The sequence below is a fragment of the Pseudomonas sp. A34-9 genome, assembly GCF_029543085.1.
Classification (GTDB): Bacteria; Pseudomonadota; Gammaproteobacteria; order Pseudomonadales; family Pseudomonadaceae; genus Aquipseudomonas.
Genome location: NZ_CP119967.1, coordinates 1,544,731 through 1,560,896 on the forward strand (window position 1 = coordinate 1,544,731; position 16,166 = coordinate 1,560,896).

A 16,166-nucleotide genomic window follows, 5' to 3' on the forward strand; every position below is an offset into this window, starting at 1 on the left:
GGATTTTCGTGGACGAGAAACAACGTTACGACGACGGCATGCAAGTGCGCCGCGCGGTGCTCGGTGATGCGCATGTCGATCGCAGCCTGACCACGCTGACCGAGTTCAACTCGGAGTTTCAGGAGATGATCACCCGGCATGCCTGGGGCGATATCTGGACGCGTCCGGGCTTGCCTCGGCACACGCGCAGTTTGATCACCATCGCCATGCTGATTGGCATGAACCGTGAGGGTGAGCTGAAACTGCACCTGCGCGCGGCGGCCAATAACGGCGTGAGCCGGGGCGAGATCAAGGAAGTGATCATGCAGAGCGCGATTTATTGCGGGATCCCGGCGGCGAATGCTACGTTTCATCTGGCCGAATCGGTGTGGGATGAGCTTGGGGTTGAATCCCGAGAATAGTCGTTGGCCGGGCTGACGCCATCGCGAGCAGGCTCACTCCTACATTTGGAATGCGTTCCCCTGTAGGAGTGAGCCTGCTCGCGATAGCGGTAGCGGCCGTACCAATCACACCGTGGCGACAATAAATATCCGCTTGAACGCAAACAACGTATGCCCATCCCCCTCTTGCGGATAATGCTCATGCACCCGCATCAGGTAGTGATAGATAAACCGCGTCTGTTCCTCTGAACTCAGTGCCTGCATCACCGGCCGCAGCGCCGAGACCTTCACCCAGTCATACACTGGCGACTTGCCGTCAACCACCTGCAACTGCTCGGTCTCCCAGATATCCAGCGCCGAGGTCATCGGCGCGAGCAACCGGTAGTAATCCTCCAGTGACAACAACGGCCGCGCTGCCATGCGCTGGCGCAGTTCAGGTGTGCCCATTGGCGTGCCGCCGGGGCCGCCGTCTTCGAGGGTGTCGAGCATCAGCCGATACCACAGCGCATCCCGCCAGTCCGGCATGTGCGCCGCCAGACAACCACCGGGATTGAGATAGCCCAGCAGCTGCGGCAGCAACGTTTCATGGCCTTCGATAAAGTGCAGCACGGCGGCCGCGAGCAGCAGGTCCGCCGGCTGCTCCGGTTGCCAATCGAGTAGATCGCAGTGTTTCCACGAGGCCCTGAACGGCAGGCAGCGCGCTTCAGTGAGCATTTTCGCGGAGCTGTCGACGCCCTGCAACTGCGCGCGCGGCCAGCGTTTGGCCAACAACTGCGTGGCAATGCCGGTGCCGCAGCCGAGGTCGTAAATGCGTTGCGGGTTTTGCAGTTCGACGCGGTCGAGCAGTTCATTGACCGGTCGTTGCCTGAGACGAAAGAACTGCTGGTACGCCTTGGCGTCCCAGTCGGGTGTTGCGAGACGAGGGATCATTGAGGTGGTCCTCTGGTGATCGTTGGTGTCTTCCGATGACAACCTGGCTCCCAGCTTGAGGACCGACTACGACGACGGAAGCGGAAAGGTGTAGCACCTGAGTCCTTCAGGTTTGGTTACTTTACCTGCCGGCCGGCAAAGTGCCACTTGTCCTGACGGATGGCGAGAATTCCAATGTAGGAGCTGCCGCAGGCTGCGATCTGTTGATCTTAAAAACAAGATCAAGAGATCGCAGCCTGCGGCAGCTCCTACAGGGTTCGGTCGGTGTTTAGAGGAGGCTGATCGGGTAGCTGACGATCAAGCGGTTCTCATCGAACTCGTTATTGCTGAAATCCCGGCGCATGGTCGAGTTGCGCCATCTGACGTTCAGATCCTTCAGCGCGCCGCTCTGCACGGTGTAGCCCAGTTCCGATTCGCGGCCCCATTCCTTGCCGTCGGTGATGGTGCCGGTGTGCACGTTGTCGCCGCTGATGTAGCGGTTCATCAACGTCAGGCCGGGCACGCCCATGGCAGCGAAGTTGTAGTCGTGGCGCAGTTGCCAGGAGCGTTCCTGCGCATTGTCGTAACTGGCGTTGTAACTGTCGTTGGCCAGGGTGCCGCCGCTGGTGCCGTTGACGCGCATCCAGGCGCTGTCGCCGGTGAGTTTCTGCAGGCCGACGTAGAAGGTGTTGCCGCCGTATTTCGCCGAGAACATGCCCGACCAGGTCTTGTTGTCGAGGTCGCCCGCGCGAGCGCTGCCGTCGTCCTTGCCGTAGAAAAAGCCGAGGTTGGCGCCCAGCGTCCAGTCGCCGAGCGGCTGGCTGTGGATCAGATTGACGTATTGCTGGCTGTAGATGTCCTTGAGTTCGGCGTTCCACAGGGCAATCTGTGTGCGTTTTTCGTTGAAAACGTATTCACCGCCCTGGAAGTTGAAGCGATCAGAGGTGAACGCCGCTTTGCCGGTCATCGACATGTCGCTCATGCTGCTGTCGTCGCGCGGGCTGTTGGCGCGGAACTGGCCGCCGTAGAGGGTCAGACCGTCGATTTCCTTCGAGGTGATCTGGCCGCCGCGGAAGGTTTGCGGCAGTGAGCGGCCGTCGTCCGAACGCAGGATCGGCAGCACAGGCATCCACTCGCCGACTTTCACTTCGGTCTGCGAAAGTTTGGCTTTGAAGGCGACGTTGGTCCGGCCGAAGTTGTCGGCCGGGCGACCGTCGTGATCCAGCGGCAACAACTGCGTGCCCCCCGTGCCTTTGCCGCCATCGAGCTTCACCGAATACAGGCCGAGCACGTCCAGGCCGAAACCGACGGTGCCCTGGGTGAAGCCGGATTTGGCGTCGAGGATGAAGTTCTGCGTCCACTCTTCAGCCTTGCCCTGAGCCTTGGTCGGGTTGGTGAAGTTGCGGTTGATGTAGAAGTTGCGCAGGTTCAGGTTGACCTTGGCCCCTTCGATAAAACCGGCCTCTTCAGCCACAGCGGGCAGGGCTGCGCCGGCCAGGGCCAGGGCGATCAGACCGGGAAATGCGTAGGGCGCAGGGGAGGTTGTCATGGGCTCGGGTCTCTCTTGTTTTTTTAAGGCGAACGGGGGCGCTGCCACCGGTTTTCGGGGTGCAGACGTGAAAAGTGTTCAGGGGTGAAACGACAGCGATCAGCCGGACGGGACAGGGCGCGGGAGCATGGTATCGAACCTGTTGTTATTGGTTTTGTGGATCGAATGGTGCGGGGGGCGGATGTTTTGATTCAATTGGTAAAAGCGGGTTTTGGGCGATTATCGAACAGCATTGAAGATCAAAAGATCGCAGCCTTCGGCAGCTCCTACAGGGGAACGCATTTCAAAAGTTAGGAGCTGCCGAAGGCTGCGATCTTTTGATTCTCAGACAACAAAAAGCCCACCAATCGGTGGGCTCTTTGTGTTCACCGGATGATCAGAACAACTTCATCTTCGGTGCTTCTTCTTTCAGCGGTTCGTTCTGCGCGGTTTGCGCATTCCAGCCACCGCCCAAGGCCTTGTACAGGTTGACCGCACTGTTCAGCTGCGCGAGGCGGTCGGTGATCAGCGCTTGTTGCGCGCTGAACAGCTGACGCTGGGCATCGAGGAAGGTCAGGTTGCTGTCGACACCGATGCGGTAGCGACGCTCGGCCAGGCGGTAGTAATCCTGGTTCGCCTGAACGAAGTCACGCTGCGCCTGCAACTGCTCGGTGTAGGTCTGGCGCGCCGCCAAGCCGTCGGCGACTTCCTGGAAAGCCGTCTGGATGGACTTCTCGTAGTTCGCCACGCCAATGTCCTTCTGGATCTTGGCGTAGTCGAGGCTGGCGCGCAGGCTGCCGGCGTTGAAGATCGGCAGGTTGATCTGCGGCTGGAACAGCCACGTCCCCGAACCACCCTTGAACAGGCCGGACAGGTCCGGGCTCAGGCTGCCCGCGTTGGCGGTCAGGCTGATGCTCGGGAAGAACGCGGCACGGGCCGCGCCAATGTTGGCGTTGGCCGCTTTCAGGTTGTACTCGGCCTGAAGGATGTCCGGACGACGTTGCAGCAGGTCCGAAGGCAGACCGGCCGGCACGTCGCTGAGCAGATCATCCGACAGCGGTTTGGCCGCTTGCAGATTGGCCGGGATACCGGTGCCGAGCAGCAGGGTCAGGCTGTTTTCGTCCTGCGCCACCTGGCGGGTGTACTTGGCCAGTTGTGCACGGGCGTTTTCCACCGAGGTACGCGACTGCGCCAGGTCCAGTGCCGAAGCGACACCGACTTCGTTGCTGCGGCTGGTCAGCTTGTAGCTTTCTTCGAAGGCACCGAGGGTGTCCTGGGTCAGCTTGAGCAGTTCCTTGTCCGCCTGCCAGGTGAGGTAGGCGTTGGCAACGCTGGCAACCAGACTGATCTGCGTGCTGCGACGTGCTTCTTCAGTCGCGAAGTACTGTTGCAGCGCTTGTTCGCTCAGGCTGCGCACTCGACCGAACAGGTCGAGTTCGTAGGCACTGATGCCGACAGTGGCGGAGTAGGAGCTGGTGATGCCCGCTTCACCGGTCTGCGAGGCACGGGCCGGAACCCGCTGACGGCTGCCGCTGGCATTGGCCGAAACCGCTGGGAACAGATCGGCACGCTGGATGCGGTATTGAGCCGCGTAAGCGTCGATGTTCAGCGCCGCGACACGCAGGTCGCGGTTATTTTCCAGCGAGACCTGGATCAGTTGCTGCAGGGCCGGGTCATGGAAAAACTGCTTCCAGCCCTGCTCGGCAGCCGCCTGCGCCGGAGCCCGGGCCGGCGAGTACGCCGGCCCTTGCGGGTATTGGCCTGCGACCGGAGCCTCAGGCTGCTGATAGTCGGGTATCAGCGAGCAACCGCTCAGCACGAAGGCGGCGACTGCGATGGAGAGTAGCGACTTGCTCATTGGCCAGCCTCTTTAGGAGTTTCAGTCGTTTCATTCTCGTCAGCGATTTTACGCTGGCCCAGGGACGAAACCGTAACGAAGAACAGTGGGACCCAGAAGATCGCCAGGATCGTGGCCGTGAGCATACCGCCAATCACGCCCGTACCGATCGCATGCTGACTGCCTGAACCGGCGCCGGTGGAGATCGCCAACGGTACAACACCGAGGACGAAGGCCAGCGAGGTCATGATGATCGGTCGCAGACGCATGCGGCAGGCTTCAATCGCCGCGTCACGCAGGCTGCGTCCCTGTTCATGCAGTTCCTTGGCGAACTCGACGATCAGAATGGCGTTTTTAGCCGCCAGACCGATGGTCGTCAACAGCCCCACCTGGAAGTACACGTCGTTGGACAGACCGCGCAGGCTGGTGGCCAGCAGCGCACCGATGATCCCCAGTGGCACCACGAGCATAACCGCGATCGGAATCGACCAGCTCTCGTACAACGCCGCCAGACACAGGAACACCATCAGCAGCGACAGGGCGTACAGCGCAGGCGCTTGCGAGCCCGACAGACGTTCCTCGTAGGACAGACCGGTCCAGGAGATACCGACACCGGCCGGCAGCTTCTTGGCAATCGCTTCGACTTCGGCCATCGCTTCACCGGTGGAGTAACCCGGCGCAGGAGCACCCAGCACTTCGACCGCTTCCACGCCGTTGTAACGCGCCAGTTTCGGCGAACCGTAGACCCACTCGCCCTTGGCGAATGCCGAGAATGGAACCATGGTGCCGGCGGCGTTCCGTACGTACCACTTCTTCAGGTCTTCCGGACTCATGCGCGAATCCGGCTGGCCTTGCACGTACACTTTCTTCACGCGACCACGGTCGATGAAGTCGTTGACGTAGCTACTGCCCAAGGCAATCGACAGGGTGTTGTTGATGTCACTGATGGTAATGCCCAGGGCACTGGCCTTCTCGTCATCGATTTCCAGCTGGAACTGCGGCTCGTCGTTCAGGCCGTTCGGACGCACTTGCGTCAGGACTTTGCTCTGCGCCGCCATGCCGAGGAACTGGTTGCGCGCTTCCATCAGTTTTTCGTGGCCGATACCGGCACGGTCCTGCAGGAATACGTCGAAACCAGTGGCGTTACCCAGCTCCAGTACCGCTGGCGGGGCAAAGGCAAACACCATCGCATCGCGGAAGCTGAAGAAGTGCTGCTGGGCACGGGCAGCGAGGCTGAACACGCTGTTGTCGGCGTTACGTTCACCCCACGGCTTGAGCATGATGAACGCCATACCCGAACTCTGACCACGACCGGCGAAGTTGAAGCCGGTGATGGTGAATACCGAAGCCACCGCGTCTGCCTCGCCGCCGTCCTTGTTCGGACGTAACAGGTATTCACGCATTTCATCCACGACCACCTGAGTACGCTGGGCACTCGAGCCGGCCGGAGTCTGTACCTGAGCGAACAGAACGCCCTGGTCCTCTTCCGGCAGGAACGCGGTCGGAATGCGGGTGAACAGCCAGATCATGCCGACGACGATCAGCAGGTAGGCCAGCAGGTACGGCGCTTTGCGCGACAGCATGTTGCCGACACCGCGCTCGTAGCTCTGCACGCCGCGGTCGAAGTTGCGGTTGAACCAGCCGAAGAAGCCTTTTTTCGGCGTGCCATGCTCGCCTTTAGGAATCGGCTTGAGCATGGTGGCGCACAGCGCCGGGGTGAAGATCAGGGCAACCAGTACCGACAGGGCCATCGCCGAGACGATGGTGATCGAGAACTGCTTGTAGATCACCCCGGTGGAGCCGCTGAAGAAGGCCATTGGCAGCAATACCGCCGAGAGCACGAGGGCGATACCGACCAGTGCACCCTGGATCTGGCCCATGGACTTCTTGGTCGCCTCTTTCGGTGACAAGCCTTCTTCGCTCATCACCCGCTCGACGTTTTCCACCACGACGATGGCGTCGTCCACCAGCAAACCGATGGCCAGCACCATGCCGAACATGGTCAATGTGTTGATGCTGAACCCGGCGGCGGCGAGGATGCCGAACGTACCGAGCAGTACAACCGGCACGGTCATCGTGGTGATGACGGTGGCGCGGAAGTTTTGCAGGAACAGGAACATCACCAGGAACACCAGCGCGATCGCTTCGACCAGGGTGTGAACCACACCTTTGATCGACTCGGTCACCACGGGGGTGGTGTCGTACGGGAACACCACTTCCATGCCTTGCGGGAAGAACGGCTTGAGGTCATCAATCGTCTTGCGCAGGGCCTTGGCGGTGTCGAGGGCGTTGGCGCCGTTGGCCAGTTTCACCGCCAGACCGGAAGCCGGGCTGCCGTTGAACTGGGCGCTGATCGCGTAGTTCTCGCCACCCAGGCCAACGTCGGCGACGTCCTTGAGGCGGACCTGCGAGCCGTCCTTGTTAACCTTGAGCAGAATCTCTTTGAACTGCTCGGCAGTCTGCAGACGGGTCTTGCCGATGATGGTCGCGTTGAGTTGCTGGCCCTGCACGGCAGGCAAGCCACCGAGCTGACCGGACGAGACCTGAACGTTCTGCGCGGCGATGGCGGTTTTCACGTCAACCGGCGTCAGGTTGAAGTTGTTCAACTTGGCCGGGTCGAGCCAGATGCGCATCGCGTACTGGGCACCGAAGACCTGGAAGTCACCGACACCGGCGGTGCGCGAGATCGGGTCTTGCATGTTCGACACGATGTAGTTGGACAGGTCGTCCTTGCTCATGCTGCCGTCACGCGAGACCACGCCGATCACCAGCAGGAAGTTTTTCACTGCCTTGGTCACACGGATACCTTGTTGCTGCACTTCCTGCGGCAACAGCGGGGTGGCCAGGTTCAGCTTGTTCTGAACCTGTACCTGCGCGGTGTCGGAGTTGGTGCCTTGCTCGAAGGTCGCGGTGATGGTCATGCTGCCGTCGGAGTTACTTTCCGAGGACACATAACGCAGGTTGTCGATACCGTTGAGTTGCTGCTCGATCACCTGGACCACGGTGTCCTGCACGGTTTGCGCCGAAGCACCCGGGTAGGTCACGGAGATTGCAATGGCCGGTGGCGCAATGCTCGGGTACTGGTTGATCGGCAATTTCAGGATCGAAAGTGCCCCGACCAGCATGATCACCAGGGCGATTACCCAGGCGAAAATCGGACGGTCGATGAAGAATTTTGACATGGGTTACTCCCCTTTGCCGCCGGCGGCTTTGTCAGCTGCCTGTGCGGGGGCCGGGTTCTTTGCGTGAACGTTCGTCGCTTCAGTAGCTTTGACTTCAACACCCGGTTTGACGTACTGCAGACCTTCGGTGATCAGGCGATCGCCAGCCTTCAGGCCATCTTCGATCAGCCACTGGCTGCCCACGGTGCGGCTGGCCTTGAGCTGACGCAGTTCAACCTTGTTGTCCGCACCCACGACCAGCGCGGTCGGCGTGCCTTTGAGGTCACGGGTCACGCCTTGCTGTGGCGCGAGGATCGCGGCGCTGTTCACACCGGCCTGCAACTGTGCGTGGACGAACATGCCTGGCAACAGGGTGTGATCCGGGTTTGGGAACACGGCGCGCAGGGTGACCGAACCGGTGGTCTGATCGACCGACACTTCGGAGAATTCCAGCTTACCGTCGAGCTTGTACTGGCTGCCGTCTTCAAGGGTCAGCTTGACTGCGGCGGCGTTGTCGCCGGCCTTTTGCAGACGACCGCTTTCCAGCTCGCGGCGCAGCTCCAGCAATTCAACCGAAGACTGGGTCACGTCGACGTAGATCGGATCCAGCTGCTGGATCACGGCCATGGCATCGGTCTGGCCATTGCTGACCAGCGCACCTTCGGTCACCGAGGAGCGGCCGATACGCCCGGAGATCGGCGCGTAGACCTTGGTGTAGCGCACGTTGATCTGTGCAGACTGCAACGACGCTTCCGATTGCAGGCGGTTCGACAGCGCTGTGTCGTATTCCTGACGGCTCACGGCCTGCTCATCTACGAGCTGCTTGTAGCGGTCGGAGATCGACTTGGTCGAACGCAGGTTGGCTTCGGCGCTTTTCAGGGTCGCTTCATAGACCGCCGGATCAATCTGATACAGCTGCTGGCCGGCTTTGACATCGCCGCCTTCCTTGAACAGACGCTTGAGAATGATGCCGTTGACCTGCGGTCGAACTTCAGCGATGCGGAACGCACTGGTGCGGCCCGGCAGTTCGGACGTGAGGGTAAACGCTTGTGGTTGCAGGGTAACGACGCCGACCTGAGGCGGTGGAGCGGCCGGTGCCGCCTCTTCCTTTTTACATCCGCTGAGCAGCGATGCCAGGGCGACGGCAGTGACCAGAGCGGTAACAGCTGGCTTGAATTGCATGAAAATCCTCGGGTCAGGCGCGCGAAAAGCGCACAAGAAGTGTGGAAGGGTAAAAAAAGGTTACCGGGTGGATAAGTAGCTTGCTAAGTAATATACTTACGTTCATGGTTGTTTGTAAATACCTTTGCCTCGTACCCAAGCCCAAAAGGCGTCGCAAGGTTTGAAATTGTAGGCCGGGGGAGTCGATCCGCGAGAGATCGCCCCCTCTTTATTCAGCGGATATTCAGCCATCCCTGAAACATCCTGTTTGAGGTTTTACTGTCATGGTCCGTCGTACCAAAGAGGAAGCTCAAGAAACCCGTAGCCAGATTCTGGAAGCGGCGGAGAAAGCCTTTTATGAAAGGGGCGTCGCCCGCACGACGCTGGCCGACATCGCGACAATGGCCGGGGTCACGCGCGGCGCCATCTACTGGCATTTCAGTAATAAGGCGGATCTGGTCCAGGCCATGCTTGACAGCCTGCATGAGCCGCTGGATGAGTTGGCCAAGGCCAGCGAGAGCGAAGACGAACTCGATCCACTGGGCTGCATGCGCAAATTGCTGATTCATTTGTTTCATCAAGTTGCGCTGGACCCGAAAACCCGGCGTATCAACGAAATTCTGTTTCATAAGTGCGAGTTCACCGATGAAATGTGCGATTTGCGCCAGCAGCGCCGGGTGGCCAGCCTCGATTGCAATGAGCGCATCGGGCTGACCCTGCGTAATGCAGTGAATCGCGGCCAGTTGCCAGAAGATCTCGACACTGCCCGCGCGGCCATCAGCATTCACGCTTACATCGATGGCCTTCTGTATGGATGGCTTCTGGCGCCGGACAGCTTTGAGCTGCATGCCGAAGCCGAGCGCTGGGTCGATACCGGGTTGGATATGCTGCGCCTGAGCCCCAGCCTGCGCAAATGAACAATGTGTAATTAGCAGAGCTTATGTCAATTGGCCTGCTTTTATATACGTTCGCGGCGGGGAGTTTATACGTAGCGAGCTACGCATTTTGTAGGGAATTTGTGTCGTCTGTGTGAATGAGTGTGAGCCGCCTGCTTGGCACTCAGCCAACAAAAAGCCCCCGACTCTCACAAGTCGGGGGCTTTTGCATTTCTGCGTGATGCCTTACAGCGTCGGGTAGTCAATGTAGCCGACCGGGCCCTTGGCGTAGAACAACTCCGGGCGCGCTTCATTCAACGGCGCATCCGCCTTCAGGCGCGCCGGCAGATCCGGGTTGGCAATGAACGGCACGCCAAACGCCACGGCATCAGCCTTGCCGCTGGCCAGCCACGCGTTGGCGCTGTCCTTGGTGAAACGTTCGTTGGCGATATACGGGCCGCCGAAAGCTTCTTTCAATTGCGGGCCGAGGCTATCGGCACCTTCTTTCTCACGGGAGCAGATGAACGCGATGCCGCGCTTACCCAGTTCACGTGCGACGTAGGTGAAGGTTTCCGCCAGGTTATCGTCGCCCATGTCATGGGAGTCAGCGCGCGGTGCCAGGTGCACACCAACGCGACCCGCGCCCCAGACTTCGATTGCCGCATCAGTCACTTCCAGCAGCAGGCGCGCACGGTTTTCCAGGGAGCCGCCGTAGTTGTCGGTGCGCTGGTTGGTGCTGCTTTGCAGGAACTGGTCGAGCAGGTAACCGTTGGCGCCGTGGATTTCCACGCCGTCGAAACCGGCGGCTTTGGCGTTCTCGGCACCGGTGCGGTAGGCGTCGACGATGTCGGCGATTTCAGCGGTTTCCAGTGCACGCGGGGTTGGGTAGTCGGCCAATGGGCGCACCAGGCTGACGTGGCCTTTTGGCTGGATCGCGCTTGGTGCCACCGGCGCTTCGCCGTTGAGGTACGACGGGTGGGAAACCCGGCCGACGTGCCACAGTTGCAGGAAGATCTTGCCGCCGGCAGCGTGAATGGCTTTGGTCACGTTGGCCCAGCCGCGCACTTGATCGTTGGACCAGATGCCCGGGGTGTCCGGGTAGCCAACGCCCATCGGCGTCACCGACGTGGCTTCGCTGAGGATCAGGCCAGCGGAGGCGCGTTGCACGTAGTATTCGGCCATCAGCGCGTTCGGTACGCGGCCTTCGTCGGCGCGGCAGCGGGTCAGCGGCGCCATGATGATGCGGTTGGCCAGCTCGATGTCGCCCAGTTTGATCGGATCAAAAATAGTTGCCATGTCTACAACCCTCGTAAGTGGAAAGTAATCAGTTGGTTGCCGGGGCCAGATCGGCATTGCCGCTCTGACGGAAAGTAATCAGGGTCACCAGCAGGGCGAGCACTGCCAGCGCGGCGGCTGCCAGCGGTACGCTGGTCAGGCCGTAGCCGTGGGCAATGACGCTGCCGCCAACCCAGGCGCCAAGGGCGTTGCCGACGTTGAAGGCGCCGATGTTCAGGGTCGACACCAGGTTCGGTGCGGCTTTGCCGAAGGTCACCACGTTGACTTGCAGCGCCGGTACGGCGGCGAAACACGCGGTGGCCCAGAGGAACAGGGTGATTTCGGTCGGGATCAGCGCGACGCTGGTCCAGGTCAGCACAGTGGAGACCACGGCCATGGCGATGAACACGCCGATCAGCGTGGCGGCCATGCCTTTGTCGGCGAGTTTGCCGCCGATGATGTTGCCGACAGTCAGGCCCAGGCCGATCAGCATCAGCGTCCAGGTCACGCCACGCGGCGACACACCGGTGACTTCGCCGAGCAGCGGGGCGACGTAGGTGAACAGGGTGAATACGGAAGCGGCGAACAATGCGGTCATGCTCAGCGACAGCCAGATCCCCGCACCTTTGAGGGCGGCGAGTTCGGCGCGCATGTCGAGCTTCTCTTCGTCACGCTTGGCCGGCAGGAAGCGAATCAGGCCGATCAGCGCTATCACACCGATGACGGTCACCGCCCAGAAGGTCGAGCGCCAGCCGTATTGCTGACCCAGCGCAGTGCCCAGCGGTACGCCGAGGACGTTGGCCAGAGTCAGGCCGGTGAACATCAATGCCACCGCCGAAGCGCGTTTGTTGGCTGGCACCAGATTGGCCGCCACTACCGAACCGATACCGAAGAACGCACCATGGCACAGCGCAGTGATCACCCGGGCAAACATCAGCACGTTGTAGTCACTGGCAATGGCGCAGAGCAGGTTGCCGACAATAAAGATGCCCATCAACGCCACCAGTGCTGCCTTGCGCGGCAGTTTGGCCGTGGCCATGGCCATGAACGGCGCACCGATGGCCACGCCCAGGGCGTAACCGGTCACCAGCCAGCCGGCGCCGGGGATCGACACACCGAGGTCGGCCGCCACATCGGGCAGCAGGCCCATGATGACGAATTCGGTGGTGCCGATGGCAAAGGCGCTCAAGGCGAGGATGAGAAGCGAAAGGGGCATGCTTGTTTCCTTGTCGGCTGGCTGACGTTAAGGGTCAGAGCTCTTTACTGAGGGTGCTGAGAAACGCCTGGATCACGTCCTCGTTACGTTTGAAAAAGTGCCATTGACCGGCCTTCTGGCTGCTGATCAGCCCGGCGCGTTGCAGCGTCGCGAGGTGTGCAGAAACGGTCGACTGCGACAAACCGCAGCGCTGATCGATCTGCCCGGCGCAAATGCCGTACTCGTGGTTGTGCAACTGTTCCGGAAATTCGCCTTTCGGGTCTTTCAGCCAGTTGAGGATGTCTCGCCGTACTGGGTGCGCCAGGGCTTTTATTATTTCGTCGAGGTCGAGGTTCATGGCAGATGCTCACAATGTGTACAACGCTATATCGCGATGAGGCGAACTTTAAATCGTTGGATCGCGATATACCAATATGATTTTGATCTGACGTCAGCATAAATTGGTATATCGCGTTATAACGATACGTGGGTGTATGGCTTATGGGGCGCAGTGCTAAGCTGCGCCCATGAACTATCTCGCACATTTACACCTCGGTGGCCAGCGCTCCGGCCAACTGCTCGGCAGTCTGTATGGCGATTTCGTCAAAGGTCGGCTGCAAGGGCAGTTTGCCCCGGAGGTTGAGGCGGCCATTCAGCTGCATCGGCGGATTGACGTGTTCACTGATCGCCATCCGCTGGTGGACATCGCCTTGGGGCGGTTTACCGAGACACGGCGGCGTTATGCCGGGATCGTGCTCGATGTGTTTTTCGATCATTGCCTGGCGCGGGACTGGACGCTGTATGCCGATCAGCCGCTAGAGGTTTTCACGGCTGATGTGTACCGGGTGCTGACTCATGAACGGCAATTGCCCGAGCGACTGGCGAAGATCGCCCCGCACATGGTCGCCAATGACTGGTTGGGTTCGTATCAGGAGTTTGAAGTGCTGGAGCAGGTGTTGCGCGGGATTTCGCGGCGACTGAGTCGGCCGGAGGAACTGGCGGGGGCCATGCAGGAATTGCGGCGGTTGTATGAGCCGCTTAGCGAAGACTTCAGATTGTTTTATCCGCAGTTGCAGGACTTCGCGGCGTTGTCTGGGTGAGCAAGATCAAAAGATCGCAGCCTTCGGCAGCTCCTACAGGGATCGGTGTAGGAGCTGCCGAAGGCTGCGATCTTTGGCTTTTCAAGCGGCGATCAGTTCGCCGGCACGACGCGGTTCGACCGGTTTCGCCACTTCACCAAACAACGCCTTCTGCACCGCCTGCTGCGCCTCGAACGCCAGTGCCGCACGCTCACGACCCTGACAGGCAATCGGCTTGAGCAGGTGCACTTCGACATCGCCGCAATCATTGCTGAACAGGCGCATCAGGTGCGAGAGCAAATCGTCGTCACCAATGAACGGCGCCAGCGAGTCGATTTCGCCGTCACGCAGATAACGAATCGCGACCGGTTGTAGCATCACCTCCGAATCAATCGCCGCCGCCAGCAAGCGACCATGAAAGGTGCGCAGCGAACGGCCATCGGTGGTGGTGCCTTCCGGAAACATCAGCAACGCATGATCGGTCTGCAAGTGACGGGTCATCTGCTTGCGGATCAACTGGCTGTCGCCCGAACCGCGACGGATGAACAGGCTGCCAGCCTTCGCCGCCAGCCAACCGGCCACCGGCCAGGTGCGCACTTCAGCCTTGGACAGAAACGACAGCGGCGTGAGCATCCCCAGCAGCGGAATATCGGTCCACGACACATGATTGCTGACCCACAGCATCGGCTGTTTCGGCAACTCACCGTGCACGGTCACGCGAAAGGGCAGGGCATTGCTCAGGCGTGCCATAAAGAAACGCGACCAGCGCTGGCGCCGCTCCATCGAATGTGCCAAACCAATTCGTTCGAATACGCCGAACACGCTGGCCATGGTCAAACCCAGCGAGACCACCAGCAGCACCCGCGCGATCCGCGCGTACACCCGCAGCCGGCGCATCATACGGCCGCCTTGAAGTGCTTGGCGTAGCGCGGGCAGAGTTCGTCGCGCTTGAGCAGGATAAACACGTCGGCGACCTGGAAGTCCTCGTCCCAGCACGGCTCGCCGCAGATCTTCGCGCCCAGACGCATATACGCCTTGAGCAACGGCGGCATTTCCGCGATCACGTTCGATGGAATATCCAGCGTCGGCAGCGGATTTTTCGGCTCGGCGCGCAGGTGTTCGGTGCACAGATAACGTTCGCGCAGACGCTGCATGATCGCGTGGGCCTGAATGCCGCCGTCCTGCATCGGGATGCTCGCGCAACCCATCAGATAGCTGTAGCCGCCCTGATTCAGCACTTCGGCCAACTCGCCCCACAACACCGCGATGGTGCCGCCGTTGCGGTACGCCGGGTCGACGCAGGTGCGGCCGATTTCGAGGATCGGGCCTTGCAGATGAGCGAGGCCGTGCAGGCTGAATTCTTCTTCGCTGTAGAACTTGCCGAGGCTGCTGGCAGCGGTGTGATCGAGCAAACGGGTGGTCGCCACCAGACGCCCGGTGTTCAAGTCACGCACGCCGATGTGGCTGCAGTGAACATCATAATCATCCATGTCCAGACCCAGTTCAGCGCCTTTCAGTTTGGCGTTGAACTCGCCACTGAAGACGCTGAAGCGCAAGGCCTGGGCTTGCTGCAAGGCCTCGGCGCCGATCAGGCGTTCGGCTTGCAGGCGGCGTTCATTGCCGGTGTCGCTGATGCGGGCGATCTGAGTCATGTGAATCTCCGTACGGGCCTTTAACCCGTCGTGGGTTGCAGCCGATCGACTTTCTTTATGCAGCCGTGTTGTGCAAAGTCAGGCTATGTAGCCCCGGTGTCATCGCCATGAACGTTTGGTGATGCTTGTATGACAGCCCACAAGGAGCCTCTTATGCCCTGGCCAGATCTGCTGCACAGCCGTGAACGATTGCCCGCCGTTGCTGACCTGGCCGAGGGTTTTGCGACGTTGTTGCAGCAGTTGGGCAGCGTCACACCGTTCGAATTGGCGGTCGCGGGCGGGCGGCGAATGGCGACGCCGGGGCTGGCGTTTCTGGTCGGTTACCAGGCGGCATTGCGCATGTTGTGGCCGAGTGCACCGCTGAGCCTCGGTGCGTTGTGTGCGACCGAACAGCGCAGTTTGCGCCCGGCGGACATGCAGACACGGCTGAGCGATTTGCGCCTGAGCGGACGCAAGGATTTCGTCACGGCCGGCGATGCGGCGGACTGGCTGCTGATCGCTGCGCGCAGTGAAGAAGCCGGTGAAACGCCGCGTTTGAGTCTGGCGGTGGTGTATCCCGGCGAACCCGGCGTGATCGTGGAGAAGCTGCCGGCGCTGCCGTTGATGCCGGACATCAGTCATGGTCGGCTGCAGCTTGATAACGCGTTGTGCGAGTTGTTGGCCGGCGATGGTTGGGATGCTTACGTCAAACCGTTTCGCACCTTGGAAGATGTCTACGTGCTGAGCGCGATGACCGCGTGGCTGTATGGCGTCGGGCAGGACAGCGATTGGCCGCAGGCGCTGCAACTTCGGTTACTGGCGTTGTTGGCCGGGTGCGCGGAGGCCAGCCGACAACCGCCGAACAATCCGGCCGGACATGTGTTGCTGGGTGGGTTGTTTGCGCAGTTTGAGGCGTTGGAGGGGGAGGTGAGTCAGGCGTTGCGTGAAGGGAATCCTGAGTGGGCAGCGATGTGGCAGCGCGATCAGGGGGTGATGCAGTTGGCCTCCGGCGCTCGGGCCAAGCGGTTAGCCAAGGCTTTGGCTGTGGCATGAGGGCCTCATCGCGAGCAGGCTCACTCCTACAGGGGATCGCATTTCAACTGACGAAACTCGATCAACTGTAGGAGTGAGCCTG

At 60.6% G+C, this 16,166-nt stretch carries 14 protein-coding genes; 4 read left to right on the forward strand and 10 right to left on the reverse strand.

All coding sequences use genetic code 11. The features are described from left to right. Nucleotides 1–8: 8 nt before the first annotated feature. Nucleotides 9–401: a 4-carboxymuconolactone decarboxylase gene (gene pcaC, locus P3G59_RS06840; RefSeq protein WP_025110738.1), complete on the forward strand. Its 393-nt coding sequence runs from the start codon at nucleotides 9–11 to the stop codon at nucleotides 399–401. 105 nt (nucleotides 402–506) lie between these two features. Here pcaC and P3G59_RS06845 read toward each other — a convergent pair whose 3' ends face one another. The 5 genes from P3G59_RS06845 to emhA form a co-directional block, all read right to left on the reverse strand. Beyond that, entirely contained in the window at nucleotides 507–1,310 is an 804-nt protein-coding gene (locus P3G59_RS06845) for a methyltransferase domain-containing protein (RefSeq protein WP_277760965.1), read from the reverse strand. A gap of 268 nt (nucleotides 1,311–1,578) precedes the next feature. Then, nucleotides 1,579–2,838: an OprD family porin gene (locus tag P3G59_RS06850; RefSeq protein WP_277760966.1), complete on the reverse strand. Its 1,260-nt coding sequence runs from the start codon at nucleotides 2,836–2,838 to the stop codon at nucleotides 1,579–1,581. A 376-nt stretch (nucleotides 2,839–3,214) separates the two neighbouring features. Continuing rightward, a complete protein-coding gene (gene emhC / locus P3G59_RS06855; RefSeq protein ID WP_277760967.1) occupies nucleotides 3,215–4,675 on the reverse strand; it encodes an efflux RND transporter outer membrane subunit EmhC in 1,461 nt (486 codons plus the stop codon). Next, entirely contained in the window at nucleotides 4,672–7,836 is a 3,165-nt protein-coding gene (emhB, locus tag P3G59_RS06860) for an efflux RND transporter permease subunit EmhB (RefSeq protein ID WP_277760968.1), read from the reverse strand. Before emhB ends, emhC begins: the two co-directional genes overlap by 4 nt. A gap of 3 nt (nucleotides 7,837–7,839) precedes the next feature. After that, nucleotides 7,840–8,997, reverse strand: a complete 1,158-nt coding sequence (gene emhA, locus P3G59_RS06865; RefSeq protein WP_277760969.1) for an efflux RND transporter periplasmic adaptor subunit EmhA — start codon at nucleotides 8,995–8,997, stop codon at nucleotides 7,840–7,842. Nucleotides 8,998–9,260: 263 nt separating this feature from the next. Between emhA and emhR the strand changes: the two genes are divergently transcribed. Then, nucleotides 9,261–9,893: an efflux system transcriptional repressor EmhR gene (gene emhR, locus P3G59_RS06870; RefSeq protein WP_064393039.1), complete on the forward strand. Its 633-nt coding sequence runs from the start codon at nucleotides 9,261–9,263 to the stop codon at nucleotides 9,891–9,893. A gap of 204 nt (nucleotides 9,894–10,097) precedes the next feature. Here the strand turns inward: emhR and P3G59_RS06875 are convergent, their stop codons facing one another. The 3 genes from P3G59_RS06875 to P3G59_RS06885 are packed head-to-tail and all read right to left on the reverse strand — an operon-like array spanning nucleotide 10,098 to nucleotide 12,679. Next, nucleotides 10,098–11,147 (reverse strand): alkene reductase, encoded by a 1,050-nt coding sequence (locus P3G59_RS06875; protein ID WP_277760971.1) that lies wholly within the window; start codon nucleotides 11,145–11,147, stop codon nucleotides 10,098–10,100. A gap of 28 nt (nucleotides 11,148–11,175) precedes the next feature. Further along, on the reverse strand, nucleotides 11,176–12,342 hold the full coding sequence (locus P3G59_RS06880; RefSeq protein WP_277760972.1) for an MFS transporter: 1,167 nt from the start codon (nucleotides 12,340–12,342) through the stop codon (nucleotides 11,176–11,178). Nucleotides 12,343–12,376: 34 nt separating this feature from the next. Further along, on the reverse strand, nucleotides 12,377–12,679 hold the full coding sequence (locus P3G59_RS06885) for a metalloregulator ArsR/SmtB family transcription factor (protein ID WP_016771327.1): 303 nt from the start codon (nucleotides 12,677–12,679) through the stop codon (nucleotides 12,377–12,379). A 169-nt stretch (nucleotides 12,680–12,848) separates the two neighbouring features. Here P3G59_RS06885 and P3G59_RS06890 point away from each other — a divergent pair, with 169 nt between their 5' ends. Continuing rightward, the gene (locus tag P3G59_RS06890) at nucleotides 12,849–13,421 is read left to right on the forward strand and encodes an ACP phosphodiesterase (protein ID WP_277760973.1); all 573 of its coding nucleotides are present in this window, start codon (nucleotides 12,849–12,851) and stop codon (nucleotides 13,419–13,421) included. Nucleotides 13,422–13,502: 81 nt separating this feature from the next. On the opposite strand, the gene P3G59_RS06895 is transcribed toward P3G59_RS06890, so the two are convergent. Together P3G59_RS06895 and olsB are read right to left on the reverse strand one after the other, a co-directional pair. After that, a complete protein-coding gene (locus P3G59_RS06895; protein WP_277762119.1) occupies nucleotides 13,503–14,297 on the reverse strand; it encodes a lysophospholipid acyltransferase family protein in 795 nt (264 codons plus the stop codon). Next, nucleotides 14,297–15,052, reverse strand: a complete 756-nt coding sequence (gene olsB, locus P3G59_RS06900) for an L-ornithine N(alpha)-acyltransferase (protein ID WP_103307013.1) — start codon at nucleotides 15,050–15,052, stop codon at nucleotides 14,297–14,299. The genes P3G59_RS06895 and olsB overlap by 1 nt, the downstream gene beginning before the upstream one ends. A gap of 153 nt (nucleotides 15,053–15,205) precedes the next feature. Here olsB and P3G59_RS06905 point away from each other — a divergent pair, with 153 nt between their 5' ends. After that, the gene (locus P3G59_RS06905) at nucleotides 15,206–16,084 is read left to right on the forward strand and encodes an acyl-CoA dehydrogenase family protein (RefSeq protein ID WP_277760974.1); all 879 of its coding nucleotides are present in this window, start codon (nucleotides 15,206–15,208) and stop codon (nucleotides 16,082–16,084) included. Nucleotides 16,085–16,166: the final 82 nt, after the last annotated feature.